Origin of the sequence: Enemella evansiae (assembly GCF_004362375.1) — a bacterium.
Lineage (GTDB): Bacteria > Actinomycetota > Actinomycetes > Propionibacteriales > Propionibacteriaceae > Enemella > Enemella evansiae.
Genome location: NZ_SNXA01000001.1, coordinates 18,259 through 33,424, shown reverse-complemented (window position 1 = coordinate 33,424; position 15,166 = coordinate 18,259). Strand labels below are relative to the sequence as shown.

General features: G+C 68.7%; 13 protein-coding genes. 9 read left to right on the top strand and 4 right to left on the bottom strand.

All coding sequences use genetic code 11. The annotated features are described in order from the left end of the window. The first annotated feature begins 17 nt into the window (after positions 1–17). The 4 genes from C8D81_RS00155 to C8D81_RS00140 all read left to right on the top strand — a co-directional run bounded on the left by C8D81_RS00155 (position 18) and on the right by C8D81_RS00140 (position 4,137). On the top strand, positions 18–1,058 hold the full coding sequence (locus tag C8D81_RS00155; protein WP_094399465.1) for a cation diffusion facilitator family transporter: 1,041 nt from the start codon (positions 18–20) through the stop codon (positions 1,056–1,058). A gap of 167 nt (positions 1,059–1,225) precedes the next feature. Then, positions 1,226–1,567 (top strand): hypothetical protein, encoded by a 342-nt coding sequence (locus C8D81_RS00150; RefSeq protein ID WP_133625330.1) that lies wholly within the window; start codon positions 1,226–1,228, stop codon positions 1,565–1,567. 43 nt (positions 1,568–1,610) lie between these two features. Next, the gene (locus C8D81_RS00145) at positions 1,611–2,174 is read left to right on the top strand and encodes a hypothetical protein (protein WP_133625329.1); all 564 of its coding nucleotides are present in this window, start codon (positions 1,611–1,613) and stop codon (positions 2,172–2,174) included. 70 nt (positions 2,175–2,244) lie between these two features. After that, entirely contained in the window at positions 2,245–4,137 is a 1,893-nt protein-coding gene (locus C8D81_RS00140; RefSeq protein WP_094430069.1) for an AMP-binding protein, read from the top strand. Positions 4,138–4,205: 68 nt separating this feature from the next. On the opposite strand, the gene C8D81_RS00135 is transcribed toward C8D81_RS00140, so the two are convergent. Both C8D81_RS00135 and C8D81_RS00130 read right to left on the bottom strand, forming a co-directional pair. Beyond that, complete coding sequence (locus C8D81_RS00135) at positions 4,206–5,618, bottom strand: MFS transporter (RefSeq protein WP_094430070.1); 1,413 nt, start codon at positions 5,616–5,618, stop codon at positions 4,206–4,208. Between the two features lie 163 nt (positions 5,619–5,781). Next, complete coding sequence (locus C8D81_RS00130; protein ID WP_133625328.1) at positions 5,782–7,152, bottom strand: FAD-binding oxidoreductase; 1,371 nt, start codon at positions 7,150–7,152, stop codon at positions 5,782–5,784. Positions 7,153–7,226: 74 nt separating this feature from the next. Here C8D81_RS00130 and C8D81_RS00125 point away from each other — a divergent pair, with 74 nt between their 5' ends. Beyond that, positions 7,227–8,696 (top strand): DUF7059 domain-containing protein, encoded by a 1,470-nt coding sequence (locus C8D81_RS00125; RefSeq protein ID WP_133625327.1) that lies wholly within the window; start codon positions 7,227–7,229, stop codon positions 8,694–8,696. Here C8D81_RS00125 and C8D81_RS00120 read toward each other — a convergent pair. After that, positions 8,649–9,590: a MurR/RpiR family transcriptional regulator gene (locus tag C8D81_RS00120; protein ID WP_133625326.1), complete on the bottom strand. Its 942-nt coding sequence runs from the start codon at positions 9,588–9,590 to the stop codon at positions 8,649–8,651. The two genes, C8D81_RS00125 and C8D81_RS00120, sit on opposite strands and share 48 nt — an antisense overlap. Before the next feature lie 102 nt (positions 9,591–9,692). Between C8D81_RS00120 and C8D81_RS00115 the strand changes: the two genes are divergently transcribed. The 3 genes from C8D81_RS00115 to C8D81_RS00105 are packed head-to-tail and all read left to right on the top strand — an operon-like array spanning position 9,693 to position 12,726. Further along, positions 9,693–11,075 carry an MFS transporter gene (locus tag C8D81_RS00115; protein ID WP_133625325.1) on the top strand — a complete coding sequence of 461 codons (1,383 nt, stop codon included), beginning with the start codon at positions 9,693–9,695 and terminating at the stop codon, positions 11,073–11,075. Next, on the top strand, positions 11,072–11,521 hold the full coding sequence (locus tag C8D81_RS00110) for a GAF domain-containing protein (protein ID WP_133625324.1): 450 nt from the start codon (positions 11,072–11,074) through the stop codon (positions 11,519–11,521). The genes C8D81_RS00115 and C8D81_RS00110 overlap by 4 nt, the downstream gene beginning before the upstream one ends. After that, positions 11,521–12,726: a metal-dependent hydrolase family protein gene (locus tag C8D81_RS00105; protein WP_208109042.1), complete on the top strand. Its 1,206-nt coding sequence runs from the start codon at positions 11,521–11,523 to the stop codon at positions 12,724–12,726. The genes C8D81_RS00110 and C8D81_RS00105 overlap by 1 nt, the downstream gene beginning before the upstream one ends. Before the next feature lie 219 nt (positions 12,727–12,945). Here C8D81_RS00105 and C8D81_RS00100 read toward each other — a convergent pair whose 3' ends face one another. Next, positions 12,946–13,713, bottom strand: a complete 768-nt coding sequence (locus C8D81_RS00100; RefSeq protein WP_133625322.1) for an IclR family transcriptional regulator — start codon at positions 13,711–13,713, stop codon at positions 12,946–12,948. Between the two features lie 63 nt (positions 13,714–13,776). Between C8D81_RS00100 and C8D81_RS00095 the strand changes: the two genes are divergently transcribed. After that, positions 13,777–15,138 carry an MFS transporter gene (locus tag C8D81_RS00095; RefSeq protein ID WP_133625321.1) on the top strand — a complete coding sequence of 454 codons (1,362 nt, stop codon included), beginning with the start codon at positions 13,777–13,779 and terminating at the stop codon, positions 15,136–15,138. The last annotated feature ends 28 nt before the right edge of the window (positions 15,139–15,166 follow it).

The window sequence follows — 15,166 nt, the reverse complement described above, 5'->3', positions numbered from 1 at the left end:
GCAGCTAGCGTGGGATCATGTCCGACCGCGCCCACAGCCATGGTCCCGCCACGCCCGCCGACCGGGCACATGGGCACGACCATGCGCACCCCCACGACCACCCGCAGACCGGGTTCGGCCGGTTCCGGCACCTGCTCAGTGAGCTCTTCGGCATGCACTCCCATGACGTCGCCGACCAGATCGATGACGAACTCCAGGCCTCGGCCGCCGGGCGCCGGGCGCTCTGGATCAGCCTGGCCGGGCTGGGTGTGACGGCCGCTCTGCAGGCGGTGGTCTTCTGGTACTCGGGCTCGGTGGCCCTGCTCGGCGACACCCTGCACAACCTCACCGACGCCCTCACCGCGATCCCGCTGCTGGCCGCGTTCGCGCTGGGCCGGCGGGCCGCGACCAGCCGGTTCACCTACGGGTTCGGTCGGGCGGAGGATCTGGCGGGATTGTTCGTGGTGGCGATGATCGCGCTCTCGGCCGTGCTGGCCGGCTGGGAGGCGGTACGCCGGCTGCTGCAGCCCCAGCCGGTGACCCATCTCGCCGCGGTGGCGATCGCCGGGCTGATCGGCTTCATCGGCAACGAGGTGGTGGCGCGCTACCGGATCGGGGTCGGTCGCCGGATCGGATCCGCCGCGCTGGTCGCCGATGGTCTGCATGCCCGGACCGACGGGTTCACCAGCCTCGCGGTGCTGTTCGGCGCCGGCGGGGTCGCGCTCGGTTGGGACTGGGCGGATCCGGTGGTGGGGCTGCTGATCACCGTGGCCATCGTCGGGGTGCTCCGCGGTGCGGTGCGGCAGGTCGGCGGGCGACTGCTCGATGCCGTCGACCCGGCCCTGATCGATCGGCTCGCCTCGATGGCCGGTGCCGTTCCCGGCGTACGCACGGTCGAGGAGGTCCGGGCGCGTTGGCTGGGGCACCAGTTGTACGCCGAGTTGCTGATCCGAGCGGACCCGGGGCTCCGGCTGACCGAGGCGGACCGGTTGCGTGCCCGGGTCCAGGAGTCGCTGTCCCGCGGGGTCCCGCGATCGGGTGAGGTGATCGTCCGAGTGGAGCCGGATCGGCTGAACTAGCCCCCGGAACCCCTACCGTGGAAGGACACCGGGGCGCTTCAGGCCCCGGTCCGAACCACCAGGAGTTCCCTGTGCGTACCGCTATCGCTCTGTCAGCCGCAACCCTGTTCACCATCGGTCTGACCGCCTGCGGTGCAGGCGGAGGCGGAGGTGCCGCCTCGTCGACCGTGACCGACCAGACCACCCCCGAGGGTGCCGCCCAGATGTTCCTGCAGGGCATGGGCAACAAGGACGCCAAGGCCATCTGTGATGTGATGGCCATCTCCGGCAAACCGGTCAGCGCGATGGGTGCCGGAGACACCTGTGCCACCCAGATGAAGGGCAGCATCGACTCGATGGGCAGCCAGCTCGACAGCCTGAAGAATGCCAAGGTGAGCGGGGCGACCGTGAATGGTGACACCGCCGATCTCAGCACCGCCACCGTCTCCCCGGCCCAGGCCAAGGGGGCGCTGAGCGTCTACAAGACAGCCAAGAAGATCGACGGCAAGTGGTACCTCTCCTTCGGCTGACCCCATCGAACGACCGACCCGACCAATTCGACCAGGAGTTCTCGTGCGTACTTCCCTCTGCCTCTCCGTCGCCGCCCTGCTGACCATCGGCCTGAGCGCCTGTGGTGGCTCGGGTGACACGTCGTCCCCGGCTCCGGCACCCGCTCCCGCGAGCCAGGCACCGGCCTCGCAGGCCCCGGCCTCCTCGGCCCCCGCCTCCTCCGCGCCTTCATCCGGCGCCCCCTCATCGGCAGCCTCCAGCGGGGAGAGCAGCGGGGCCGGAGGCCAAGGAACTCCGGAGGCCGCTGCCGAGGCGTTCCTGAAGGCCCTCGGCAACAAGGACGCCCAGGGTGTGTGTGATGCGCTCGCGGTCCAGGGAAAGCCGATGAACTCGATCGGTGCCGGGGACATGTGCACCAGGTCGATGGAGAACACCACACGTGCGATGCCCGGTGGCATGCTGAACAATCTGAAGAACGCCAAGGTCAGCAATGTGCAGGTGAACGGTGATACCGCTGACCTGTCCACCGCCACCATCACGCCACCCGAGGCACAAGGTGTCCTGAACGTCTACCAGACCGCGCAGAAGATCGACGGCAAGTGGTACGTGAGTGCCCCGATGGCCTGACCCGCCCGTGCGCCAACCGGCCCGCTGGTTAGGCTGATTCGACAGCTAATCAGCGGGCAGGAGCGCAACGATGGGCAACTACGCAGATCAGTACCGACGGTCGATGACCGACCCGGCCGGCTACTGGGGTGAGCAGGCGAGGCGGGTCGATTGGATCCGCCCGCCGCGCGAGGTGCTCGACCGCGACGCGACCCCGATCCCGCGCTGGTATCCCGATGCCACCTTGAACACCTGCTTCAACGCCCTTGACCGGCACGTGATCGCCGGTCGGGCCGACGAGCCGGCGCTGATCTTCCATTCCGCGATCACCGGGGATCGGCGCAGCTACAGCTACGCCGAGCTGCTCGATCGGGTGGCCCGGCTCGGTGGTGCCCTGCAGGGCATGGGTGTCGAGCCCGGCGATCGGGTCGTCATCTACATGCCGATGATCGCCGAGGCCGCGATGGCGATGCTGGCCTGTGCCCGGATCGGTGCGGTGCACTCGGTGGTCTTCGGTGGTTTCGCCGCGGCGGAACTGGCCGCCCGCATCGACGACGCCCGGCCCAAGGTGGTGATCTCCGCCTCCTGCGGTCTGGAGGGGTCGCGGGTGCTCGCGTACAAACCCCTGCTGGACAAGGCGATCGAGAGCTCGGCGCACAAACCGGACTCCTGCATCATCGTGCAGCGCGAGCAGCTGACCGCCGAGCTGACACCCGGCCGCGACGTCGACTTCGCCTCGGTGATGAAACCCGGTTCCTTCGAACCGGCGATGGCGGTCGAGGTCGCCGCCACCGACCCGCTCTACATCCTCTACACCTCAGGCACCACAGGAAAACCGAAGGGCATCGTCCGCGACAACGGCGGTCACGCCGTCGCGCTCTGCTTCGCCATGCAGGAGATCTTCGACGTCGGCCCGGGTGAGGTGATGTTCACCGCCTCCGATGTCGGCTGGGTGGTCGGGCACTCGTTCATCGTCTACGGCCCGCTGCTCGCCGGGGCCACCTCGGTGCTGTTCGAGGGAAAGCCGGTCGGTACGCCCGATGCGGGCGCCTTCTGGCGGGTCGTCGCCGAACACCGGGTGAAGGCCATGTTCACCGCCCCCACGGCGATGCGGGCGATCCGCAAGGTCGACCCGGACGGTGAGTTCCTGTCCGAGGCCGACACCACCGGGCTGCAGACGCTCTTCCTCGCCGGTGAGCGATTGGATCCGGAGACCTATGCCTGGGCCAGTGAGAAACTCGTCGTCCCCGTCATCGACAACTGGTGGCAGACCGAGACCGGGTGGCCGATCGCGGCGAACCTGCGCGGCATGGAGCCGATGCCGGTGAAGCCCGGATCGCCGACCGTTCCGGTGCCGGGATACGACGTGCGGATCCTCGACGGCGAGGGCCGGCAGCTGCCGGCCGGGACCGAGGGGGCCATCGTGATCGGACTGCCGCTGCCACCCGGCACCCTCACCGGTGTGTGGGGTGATGAGCAGCGGTTCGTGAACTCCTATCTGTCCGCCTATCCGGGCAACTATCTGAGCGGCGACGGCGGCTATCTCGACGAGGACGGCTACGTCTTCGTGATGGGCCGCACCGACGACGTCATCAACGTCGCCGGGCACCGACTCTCCACCGGATCGATGGAGGCGGTGCTCGCCGCCCATCCGGCGGTCGCCGAGGTCGCGGTGATCGGGGTCGCCGACCAGCTCAAGGGCCAGCAGCCGCGCGGGCTGGTGGTGCTCAAGGAGGGTGCCGAGACCGATCCCGACCAGGTGATCGCCGAGCTGGTGCAGGCGGTCCGCGACGAGATCGGTGCGGTGGCCTCGCTGCGCCGGATCGACGTGGTCGCCGCGCTGCCGAAGACCAGGTCCGGCAAGATCCTGCGCAAGACGATGCGCGAGATCGCCGACGGCAAACCGGGTGCCGTGCCCTCCACCATCGAGGATCCGCAGGTGGTCGAGGATCTGCGGGCGATACTGATCCGCCCGGCCGACTGAGCAGGCCGGATTCTCCACAGCAGAAGAGAATCCGGCCCACCCACAGGATCAGATGCCGGCTGTTCCGATCAGTTCTCCCCGCGTCGCGGGACCACCGCGCACATCACCGCACCGAACAGTGCGACCGCGGCGAACACCCAGAAGGCGATCCGCCCGGCCTCGGTCGGATTGGTCGCCGAGGCGAAGGCGCCGACGATCGCGCCACCGATCACCGGGCCGAAGATGCCACCCAGTCGGCCGAATCCGGCACACCAGGCCACGCCGGCGGCGCGGACATGGGTGGCGTAGTAGTTCGACACCTTGCCGTAGATGAGCACCTGGGTGCCCAACGTCCCGGTACCGGCGATGAAGATGAAGGCGAACAGCACCGGATCGGGGAAGCGGAAGGTCATCCCGAACAGGGTCAGCGCGGCCAGCACGAAGGTGGCCACGATCGTCTTCTGCGGCCCGAGCCACCGATCCGCCAGCCAGGCGGCGATCAGCCCACCGACCACCGCACCGGTGTTCAGCAACAGCAGGAAGAGCAACGAATACTGGGCTCCCTTGCCATAACCCTGCATGATCTTCGGCAGCCAGGTGTTCAGGCCGTAGGTGAGCAGCAGCCCGGAGAACGACATCATGCCGAGCAGCACCGTCGGCAGGGCGTACCGGCTGCCGAACAGCCCGGCGAAGCCGACCTTCTCAGCCGGGCGACCGTCGACCACCGCAGCGGGTGCGCCCTCGAGCACCACCCCGGTGCGTTCGGCGACCAGTTCCGCCTCGGCCTGCCGACCGCGGGATTCCAACCATTTCGGGGATTCCGGGATCAACCAGAAGGCCAGCGGCAGCAGGGTGACCAGCGGGATCGCGCCGATCCAGAACAGGCCGCGCCAACCGATCGACCCCAGCAGGGCCAGTGCGATGAGGGAGGCGAGCACACCACCGGCGGGGATGCCGGAATAGACGATGGCGTTGAAGCGGTTCCTCCGATCGGTGGGAGCGAACTCGGCGACCAACGCGCCGAGCACCGCGAGCAGCGAACCGAGGCCGATCCCGGTGATCAACCGGAAGGCGGAGAAGAACGCGAGGCTCGGGCTGAGCGCGGTGATCGCCATGCCGATGGAGAACCAGGCGATGCTGCCCAGCACCAGCCGGCGCCGGCCGAGATGGTCACCGATCGCGCCGGCCGCCAGGGCACCGATCATCACGCCGACCAGGGCGTACGAACCGACCGCACCCGCCTGCGCCGCGGAGATGGACGCCTCACCGATCTGGCTCGGGTCGCGCAGCCAGCCGGCGACGATGGTGCCGAAGACGACGATGTCGTAGCCGTCGAAGATCAGGGCGCCGCAGGCGATCGCGAGGATCGCGTACACCGCACGCAGCTGTCGTGGTGTCCGGGAGGCGGCGGTGCCGGGCGCGGGGCCCGAGGGGGAGGTGCCCGGATTCCGGGGGCCCGCGGCCGCCCCGGCTCCGCGCTGAACCGAGTTGTCGATGGTCATGGTGTCCCTCGTCGTCGAGGTGCCTGCCGTGGCACGTTGCGCTCAACGGTGACAAGGGACTCGGATCAGCGACCCGGGGTAATGCCCAGGTCCCACCCAGGGCCCCTCCGGGACCCGGGTGAATGTGCCGCTGGGCGGCACGGAACGGGGCGTGGCGGTTGGTTCAGCTCGGGATCGCCTTGCCCGGGTTGAGGATTCCGTGTGGGTCGAGGGCCCGTTTCACGGCCCGGTAGAGATCCAGCACCTCCGGTGCCTGTTCGGTGGCCAACCCGTCCAGTTTCAGTACGCCGACACCGTGTTCCCCGGTGACCGTGCCGCCCAGCTCGATGGCGGCGGCGATGATCTCGTCGAAGGCGGCCAACGATCGGCGCTTCTGCTCGTCGTCACCGGGCGGGGTGAGCATCATCGGATGCAGGTTGCCGTCCCCGGCATGCGCCAGGGTGGCGATCAGCACGTCGTTGCGGCGGCCGATCTCCTCGATCCGGCCGAGCATCTCGGGAACCTGCGCCTTCGGTACGCAGACGTCCTCGGTGAGCAGCGGGCCCAGCCGCTCCAGGGCCGGGTAGGCGAGCCGGCGTGCGGCGAACAGGGCATCGCCCTCATCGGAGTCCTCGGAGCGGACCGCGAAACCGGCACCGGCCTCGGTGAAGCACTGCACCAGCCGGTCGGCCTCGGCGCGTCCGGCCTCCCCGGGCACGTCGGTACGCCCCAGCAGCACGACCTCGGCATCGGTCGACAGGCCCATGTTGCGCCAGTCGTCGACCGCCTTCAGGCAGTTGCGGTCCACCAGCTCCAGGGCCGAGGGCGTGAGACCGGCCGCGGCGACCGCCTCCACCGCGCGGCCGGCGGCGACCAGGGAGTCGAAGAAGCCGGCGACGGTGATCTCCTCGGCCCGCAGCGGCCGCAGCCGGACGGTGATCTCGGTGGCGATCCCCAGGGTGCCCTCCGAGCCGACCATCAAACCGGTCAGGTCGTAACCGGCGACCCCCTTCGCGGTCCGCCGGCCGATCCGGACCAGCTCGCCGGTGCCGGTGACCAGTTGCATGCCGAGCACGTACTCCCGGGTGACGCCGTACTTCACGCAGCACATGCCACCGGCGTTGGTGGCCACGTTGCCGCCGATCGTCGACCAGGGGGAGGACGCCGGATCCGGGGGATACCAGAGCCCGTGCTCGGCGACGTGGGCGCGCAGATCGTCGTTGACCACTCCGGGCTGGACGACGGCCAGCCGCTCCAGCGGGTTGACCTCCAGCACCTTGTTCATCCGTTCCAGGGAAACGATCACACAGCCGTCGACCGCGTTCGCGGCACCGGACAACCCGGTCCCGGCGCCGCGGGCGATGACCGGGGTCCGGTTTTCGATGCAGAGCCGCACCACCTCTTGCACGTCCTCGGGGGTGCTCGCGCGGACCACGGCCAGCGGCTTGCCGTAGGGCGCCCACTCCGCCTCGTCGTGGGCGAAGCTTTCCATCACGTCGAGGTCGGTGACGAGCTGGTCCTCGCCGAATCGGGCGCGCAGGTCATCGAGCAGCATGGCATCCTCCCTGGTGTCTGGGGTGAGCCTAAACCCGGCGCCGTGCTCGGGACTGGTCGGGATATCGTGCCGGGATGCACGAGACGGCGATACGCCTGCGGGACCGGTTCGACGAGCTGGGTTACACGGTGGATGAGGTGCTGGCCCGGATCGGGAAAGCCGGGCAGGCCGACCTGGGCCGGAACTCCACGGTGGCGGCCGACCGCGCCCTGGCCGGGGCGGACGACGAGCTGGCGACCTTGATCAGGATCTGGTTGCTGCAGCAACCGGTCGCTGCCGATGCGGTCCGCCGAGCGCTGCCGCAGAGCTGGGAATCGCTGTGTGAGCAGGAGATCCTGGGGATGAGCGGTGACCGGGTGCGGGCCCTGGTGGACATCCGACCGTACGCCAGCGACGACGACGGGGCCACCGGCTACGTGGTCTCGGATCTGGTCAACGGGCTCGACTCGATCGCCGGGCCGCAGGCCGGGGAGTACGTGCTCGGGGTGTCCTCGGCGTCGACCTCGCTGGCCCAGCTGACGATGCGGGATCCGGTGCGCTCGGCTCTCGACCTGGGTGCCGGCTGCGGCGTACAGAGTCTGCATCTGGCGCGGCACGCCGAGCGGGTGGTGGCCACCGATCTGAACCCGCGCGCGAACCGGCTGGCGGCGTGGACGTTCGCGTTGAGCGGGATCGAGGTGGACCAGCGGCTCGGGTCGCTGTGGGAGCCGGTGGCGGGGGAGCGGTTCGATCTGATCGTCAGCAATCCGCCGTACGTGATGAGCCCGCCCGGGGGTGAGCGGCTGGTCTATCGCGAGGGGTCGATGGTCGCCGACGCGCTCGTCGAGGCGATCGTGCGCGGTTCGGTCGACCGGCTCGAAGCCGGCGGATCCCTGCAGGTGTTGGGAAACTGGGCGATCCTCGATTCCGACGGCTGGGCCGACCGGCTCGCCGGCTGGGTGCCCACCGGCTGCGATGCGCTGGTGATCGAGCGGGAACGGCTGGATCCCTATGAATATGTGGAACTCTGGCTCGCCGATGCCGGGTTGCTCGGTCGACCGGAGTACCTGCCGCGGTACCGGGAGTGGCTGGACTACTTCGACCAGCTGGGGATCGATGCGGTCGGCATGGGCTGGCTGCAGGTGACCCGCAGCGAGACGACGGATCCGCAGGTACGGATCGAGTCCTGGCCACATGCGGTCCAACAACCCGTCGGCGCCGCGCTCGGGCAGTTCCGGGACGCGGCGGCGTACGCCCGGCGCAGCGACGCCGAGGTGCTGGCGACGAACTGGCGCTTGGCCGACGGCATCGACCAGGAGACCATCGGTACGCCCGGCGCGACCGATCCCCGGCACGTGGTGCTCCGCTCCGCGCTCGGCCTGCGCCGGGCCGTCGAGGTGGACACCGCCCTCGGCGGCGTACTCGGCGCCTGCGACGGCGACCTGCCGCTGGGCGTCATCATCGACGCCGTCGCCGGCCTGCTCCAGGTCGACGCCGTGGCGCTGCGGGACGAGCTGTTACCGCGGATCCGGGAACTGTTGATCACCGGAATGCTGGTGCGCTGAGCTCAGCTGGCGACGAGCCTGGTCCCTGGGGACCGAGTGGTGCATCAGGCCGAAGGTCTCCCAGCCCTGCTCCGCGCGAGCCAGGGCGGTCATCGTGCGTTGCGGATCGAGCTCGGCGGCCGTCGCCACCAGTGCCTGGGCGACCGCGATCGCGCCCGTCATCGAAGGGAAGAACGAGCTGCTCTCGCTGGATACCAGCAGCACCTCATCGACGGTGTCGGCCAGTGCCGGGGCCAGGTGGTCGGCGATCAGCACGACCTGCGCACCGGCCCGGTGGGCCTGCTGGGCGGCGATCACCGCATGGTTGTAGAGCCGCCAGTAGCTGCACACCACCAGCAGGTCACCCGGGCCCATCCGGGATACGGCATTGGCCACGGCGGAGGGCTCGCCGAGCAATTCACCGACCGGAAAGCCGGCCAGCCCGAGGTTGTGCTTCAGCGCGAGGCCCACGGCGGCGTAACTGCCGTGCGCGGTGACGTGCACCTGCCGCGCTTCGTCGATCAGACCGGCGGCCCGCTGCACCGCCTCGGGATCCCAACTGCGCAGGGTTTCATCGAGCAGCGTGAGGTCGTGCCGCAATGAACTCCACGGCTCGGCCTCGTCGCTGCGATGACTGGCCGTGACCTCGGCCAGTGAAAGCCCGGCCAGATACCGGGAACGCAGCTCCCGTTGCAGCTCCGGCCAGCCTCGGAATCCGAGCCGCTGTGCCAATCGGGTCACCGTGGACAGGCTGGTACCGGTGGCCGTCGCGACCTCGCTGGCCGGCACATGGGCGGCCTCCCCAGGCCGCAGCGCGAGGTGGTGGAAGACCCGCGCGGCGCGTTCCGAGAGACCCTCGGCCGGCAGTCGCGAGCGGAGCCAGTCCTGCATGCTGTCACCGCCGGCGTTGGTCATGGCGACAGTTTAATGACTGTGATGCAAGAATTCTTGCATTGGCTATTGACCATGCAAAACGGCTTCCTTAGGGTGTCGGAATCCGAATGAACGGAGTGGCCGATGTCTCTGTCCGCCCGACTCGACCGGCTGCCGCTGAGCAAGCCGCACTACCTGCTGCTGCTGATCGGCGGCTTCGGCTACACCTTCGACGGGATGGACGCCGCGGTCGTCGCATTCCTGCTCCCCGACGTGAAACGGGTCTTCGCGCTGGACAATGCCACGCTCGGTCTGGTCGCCTCGGCTGCACCGTTCGGGTTCCTTTTCGGCGCCATCCTGGCCGGTTACCTCGGTGACCGGATCGGTCGCAAGAAGGTGATGATGTACTCCCTGGTGGTGTACGCGGTCGCCTCGCTGGTCGCGGCCGCGGCGCCGAACTTCCCGATCTTCCTGACCATGCGGGTCATCGCCGGTGCCGGCGCCGGAGCGGAGAGCGCGATCATCGCCCCGTTCCTGTCCGAGTTCGTACCCAAGGCCCGCCGGGGCTGGTTCGTCGGCGCGCTGTCCGGGTTCTTCTCCTTCGGATTCGTCGCGGCCGCACTGATCGGGCGCTTCGTGGTACCGACCGTTCCGCACGGGTGGCGATGGGCACAGGTCATCACCTTCCTGCCGATCGTGATGTTGCTGTGGTGGCGCCGGAGCCTGCCCGAATCGCCCCGATACCTGCTGAACAACGGGCGTACCGAGGAAGCAGAGGTGGTCGTCGCCAAGCTGGAGGACGACGTCCGTCGAGCAACCGGTCGCGAGTTGCCGCCGGTCGACCCGAACCATGCCGACGAGCCGGCACCACGCAAGTTCACCCTCCGCGCAGCGTTGGCTCATCTGTGGGGGCGGGAGTTGTGGCGCGTGACGGCCGTGACGTGGCTGATCTGGTTCGTGATCACGTTCTCCTACTACGGCTTCTTCTCCTGGATCCCTACCCTGCTGGTGGAAAAGGGCATCGGGGTCACCAAATCATTCAACTTCTCGCTGCTGATCTATCTGGCCCAGATTCCGGGATACTTCAGTGCGGCCTGGGTGAACGAGCGGCTGGATCGCAAGTACACGATCGCGATCTACTTGGCGGGGTCCGCGGTGAGTGCCTACTGGCTGAGTCAGATGACGGATCCGGTGTGGATCACCGCCGCGGGCGTCGCGCTGTCGTTCTTCCTCAACGGAACCTATGCGGGGGTGTACGCGTACACGCCGGAGGTCTTCCCCACCTGGTTGCGCGCGACCGGGGTCGGCTTCAGCTCGTCCTTCGGCCGGATCGGTTCGATCACGGCCCCGCTCATCATCGGGGTGTTCGCCACCCAGTGGGGATTCGCCGGCGTCTTCGGGATGACGACCGCCGTGCTCGCCGTCGGGATCGTGTGCACCCTGCTGTTCGCCGTACCGACCAAAGGCCGTTCCCTGGAAGGAATCTCCGCCCAGGTGGAGCAGGGTGAGGCGGGGAAGCTGCGATGAGCGCGACAGGACAGTTTCCGGATCTGGCGGCGGTGCAGGAAGAGGTAAGCCGGCGCCTGGGATTCCGGTTGTTCACCGTGATCGCGCTGGGCGATGAGGGTCGGACGTTGACCCGGGTGTGGTCATCACGCCGGGAGGAGTATCCGGTCGGTGGCAGCAAGCAGGTGGCCACCGAGATCGCGGCCGACTGGGTGCAACGGTGCCTGGTGGAGCAGCGCAGCTTCTTCGGTGCGACCCCCGATGAGGTGCGCGAGGTGTTCGCCGACCACGCGCTGATCGCCTCGCTCGGCTGCGGCAGCATCATCAATGTGCCGGTCATCGCCGACGGCAGAACCGTTGGGGCATTGAACATTCTCGACGCCGAGGGGCGCTATGGCGCCGGCTCGGTGGACGTGGCCGAGCGTATTGCCGAGCGCGCGGTGGATGCGATTGGAAGGAGCCTTTGATGAGCGAGCTGGTGCTGAGCGGCGGGCGGGTGTTCGACCCCGACACCGGTGACTGGCATGCCCATGATCTCCTGATCCGGGACGGACGGGTGGCCGAGGTCGGTGACTCGCTGACCGGGGAGAATCGGTTGGACGTGAGCGACCGGTTCGTCCTGCCAGGCCTGATTGACTGTCACGTGCACATCATGGCCAGTTCTGCCGATCTGGGATCGCTGCCGGACACCCCGCCGAGCTATATCGCGCTCGGCGCCGCGGACATCATGGGCGGGATGCTGGATCGGGGCTTCACAACGGTGCGCGATGTGGGTGGCGCCGACTTCGGGTACCAGCGCGCGCAGCGGGAGGGGCTGGTACGCGGCCCGCGGGTCCTCTTCGGTGGCAAGGCCATCTCGCAGACGGGTGGACACGGTGATGTCCGCCCTGCCGGTCGCAACAGTTATGACCCGAGCCAGTGCTGTGCGGGCCTGGGACGGGTGGCCGACGGCGTCGATGAGGTGCGGCGGGCCGCGCGCGACGAACTGCGAAAGGGCGCCGACCATCTCAAGATCATGGCCTCCGGCGGCGTCGCCTCACCCACCGATCGAATCGACTCGGTGCAGTACTCGCTCGCCGAGATGCGTGCCGCGGTCGAGGAGGCCGAGGCCGCCAATCGCTACGTAGCCGCCCATGCGTACACCTCACGGGCGATCCGGCGCGCACTCGAGGCCGGGGTCCGCAGCATCGAGCACGCCAACCTGATCGATGAGGACACGGTCGCGATGCTGAAGGAGAAGGGCGCGTTCGTGACCATGAATCTGGTCACCTACTGGGCGCTGGCCGATGAAGGGCAACGATTCGGGCTTCCGGAGGATCAACTCGCGAAGGTGGCGGCGGTGCTCGAGGGTGGCGTCAACGCGTTGAAACTGGCGTACGCCGGTGGGGTCAACCCGGCGTTCGGCACCGATCTTCTCGGTGGCATGCACCGCCATCAGGCCAAGGAGTTCGCGATCCGCGCCGAACACATCCCGGCCGTGGACGTGATCCGGGGCGCCACCTCGGTTGCCGCGAGCCTGCTGCGTCGCGAGGGCGAGTTGGGCACGCTGGCCCGGGGAGCGTACGCCGATGCGGTCGTCGTCGACAGCGATCCACTGGCCGATATCTCGGTACTCGCCGAGAGCCGGCTGCGGCACGTGCTGCAGGACGGCCGGGTCGTCGTTGGCGGCTGACGCCGGTGTGAATCTCTTGGGTGAGATCGGCCGGTCAGGGCGCCGAACACCGGCCATAACTCCTGACAAGTTTGCGATTCGGTGACCGGGTGGTCGGGAACGGGCTCATCTCGACACGCCGGCATTGCTCCGCTTCGCTGCGCATGCCGGCTACTCGATGAGCGTGTTGGTCGCGCCGCTCCGCTTCGCTGCGCATGCCGGCTACTCGATGAGCGTGACTCAGCCGACGTCGTGGAGGGTGGCCTCGATGCGGCGTACGGCCTCGGTGGTGGCGTCCTTGATCAGCCGGCCGCAGGCGGGGGTGTAGCGGGTCGTCGGGAGGGCGACGGTGACGGCGGCGACGCCGAGTCCGTCGTCGGTACGCACCAGCCGGCCGAAGGCGGTCACCCCGCGCTCGGAGCGGCCCCGGTTCATCGCGATCCCGGCCCGGCGTACCTTCGCCAGCTCGGCCCGTAACCACTGCGGATCCACCGGATCGCCGGTCTCGGTGCAGCGCTCCAGCGCCTCGTCGTCGGACAGCTCGGACAGCAGCATCATCCCGCCGGCGGTCCGGTGCGCGGTGAACAGCATCCCCTCCCGGGTCCCGACATGCAGCTGGTGCGGCGACTCGGCACTCGCCAGGAAACGGACGTTCCCGCCGACCAGGATCATCAGGTGGCTGGTCTCCTGGACCACCTCGGTGAGCCGGGCCAGCGGCCGCAGCGCCGCCTCGCGCAACCGCGCGGTCAGCGACGGGGTGTCGCCGCCGCCGGCCAGCACCCGGCCCGGACCGTACCGCCGGTCCGCGCCCTGCACCGCGAAGTCTCGGTAGACCAGCATCCGTGCCAACCGGTGCGCGGTCGAGGGTGCCACCTCCAGCCGCTGCGCGATCTCGGCGACGCTCAACTCGCCCTCCAACTGCAGCATCGTCGCCAGCCGCAGGGCGTTGTCGACCGAGGCCAGGGCATAGGAGGGGCGGTCCTTACGGGTTGTGGCGCGTACCGTCATGGGTCCATTCTGCTATAGAGAATTATCTGTTCCTGTCCGTGGAATGGAATCACCATGGTCCGCATGCCTCTCACTGATTCGAGCGCCGGCCATCGTCGCCCGGCTTGGCTGGTCGTACTCCTCTGCTGGGTACTCGTCGTCTTCGACGGCTATGACCTGATCGTCTACGGCACCACGCTGCCGCATCTCCAGGTCGAATGGGGAATGTCGGCCGGTGCCGCCGGATTCCTCGGCTCCCTCGCTTTCGCCGGAATGCTGGTCGGCGCGCTGGTCGCCGGCTACCTCGCCGATCACCTCGGCCGGCGCAACACCATCCTCGCCTGGACCGCGCTGTTCTCGATCTTCACCGCGGCCTGCGCCTTCGCCACCGACCAGACCATGTTCGGTGTCTTCCGCTTCATCGCCGGCATCGGTCTCGGCGGCCTGGTGCCGTCGGCGAATGCGCTGACCGCCGAGTTCGTACGCCCCCGCTACCGCTCCGCGGTGTCCACCATCATGATGTCCGGTGTGCCGATCGGCGGTTCGCTGGCCGCCGTGATCGGCATCTTCCTGCTGCCCAAGAAGCCGGCCCCCGGCACCTGGCACGAGATGTACCTGATCGGTTTCGCCGCCATCGCGGTGATCGTCATCTGCCTCTTCGCACTGCCGGAATCCCCGTCTTGGTTGCGATCCAAGGATCGTGATGCCGAGGCCGAGAAGGTCGAGAATGCCTACGGGATCACCTTCACCGACGAGGCCAGTGTGGTCGCCGAACAGTCCGAGCCGAACAAGCAGTCCGGACCCTTCCACCAGCCCTGGCTGCTGCCCACCATCCTCTTCTCCGCCGCCACCCTGACCACGCTGTTCGCCTGGTACGGGCTCGGCACCTGGCTGCCGAAGCTGATGGCTTCCGACCCGCGCTTCGACATGGGCAATCCGCTGGGATTCCTGCTGGCATTGAATCTTGGCGCGGTGGCCGGCTCCGCCCTCACCGCCTGGGCAGGGGTCCGGTTCGGACCGATCCGCAGTGCCGTGGTGGCCGCCCTGGCCGCCGGTATCGGGCTGGCGTTCCTGCTCAGCTACCCGAGCTCGCTGACACCGATCTATGCCGCGCTGATCTTCGCCGGCATCGGCACCCACGGCACCCAGTGCCTGATCATCGCCGGCATCACCACCCATTACTCGGCGCGGCTCCGCGGCGCCGCCCTCGGTGTGGCGCTCGGCATCGGCCGGATCGGTGCGGTGGCCGCCCCGCAGGTCGGCGGCTGGTTGCTCGACTGGACGGCCTCGCCGGCCACCCCGAAGGGCAACGTGGGCAGCAACTTCGCCGCATTCGCCATCGCAGCAGGGATTTCGGCGATCCTGCTGGCGATCATCGCAGTCACCGTCAAGCACCGCCAGACCGCTCCTGCACCGGCAGCGGTAACCTCGGAAACCTCCTCCTGAAAGGGGATCAGCCTTGTCGATCGACCAT

What these genes read in the sequence shown, in the direction of transcription:
- C8D81_RS00135 (WP_094430070.1), bottom strand. Translation starts at nt 5,618, where the DNA reads ATGACCATCGACAACTCGGTTCAGCGCGGAGCCGGGGCGGCCGCGGGC.
- C8D81_RS00130 (WP_133625328.1), bottom strand. Translation starts at nt 7,152, where the DNA reads ATGCTGCTCGATGACCTGCGCGCCCGATTCGGCGAGGACCAGCTCGTC.
- C8D81_RS00100 (WP_133625322.1), bottom strand. Translation starts at nt 13,713, where the DNA reads ATGACGGTACGCGCCACAACCCGTAAGGACCGCCCCTCCTATGCCCTG.
- C8D81_RS00105 (WP_208109042.1), top strand. Translation starts at nt 11,521, where the DNA reads ATGAGCGAGCTGGTGCTGAGCGGCGGGCGGGTGTTCGACCCCGACACC.
- C8D81_RS00095 (WP_133625321.1), top strand. Translation starts at nt 13,777, where the DNA reads ATGCCTCTCACTGATTCGAGCGCCGGCCATCGTCGCCCGGCTTGGCTG.
- C8D81_RS00125 (WP_133625327.1), top strand. Translation starts at nt 7,227, where the DNA reads ATGCACGAGACGGCGATACGCCTGCGGGACCGGTTCGACGAGCTGGGT.
- C8D81_RS00115 (WP_133625325.1), top strand. Translation starts at nt 9,693, where the DNA reads ATGTCTCTGTCCGCCCGACTCGACCGGCTGCCGCTGAGCAAGCCGCAC.
- C8D81_RS00155 (WP_094399465.1), top strand. Translation starts at nt 18, where the DNA reads ATGTCCGACCGCGCCCACAGCCATGGTCCCGCCACGCCCGCCGACCGG.
- C8D81_RS00120 (WP_133625326.1), bottom strand. Translation starts at nt 9,590, where the DNA reads ATGACCAACGCCGGCGGTGACAGCATGCAGGACTGGCTCCGCTCGCGA.
- C8D81_RS00110 (WP_133625324.1), top strand. Translation starts at nt 11,072, where the DNA reads ATGAGCGCGACAGGACAGTTTCCGGATCTGGCGGCGGTGCAGGAAGAG.
- C8D81_RS00140 (WP_094430069.1), top strand. Translation starts at nt 2,245, where the DNA reads ATGGGCAACTACGCAGATCAGTACCGACGGTCGATGACCGACCCGGCC.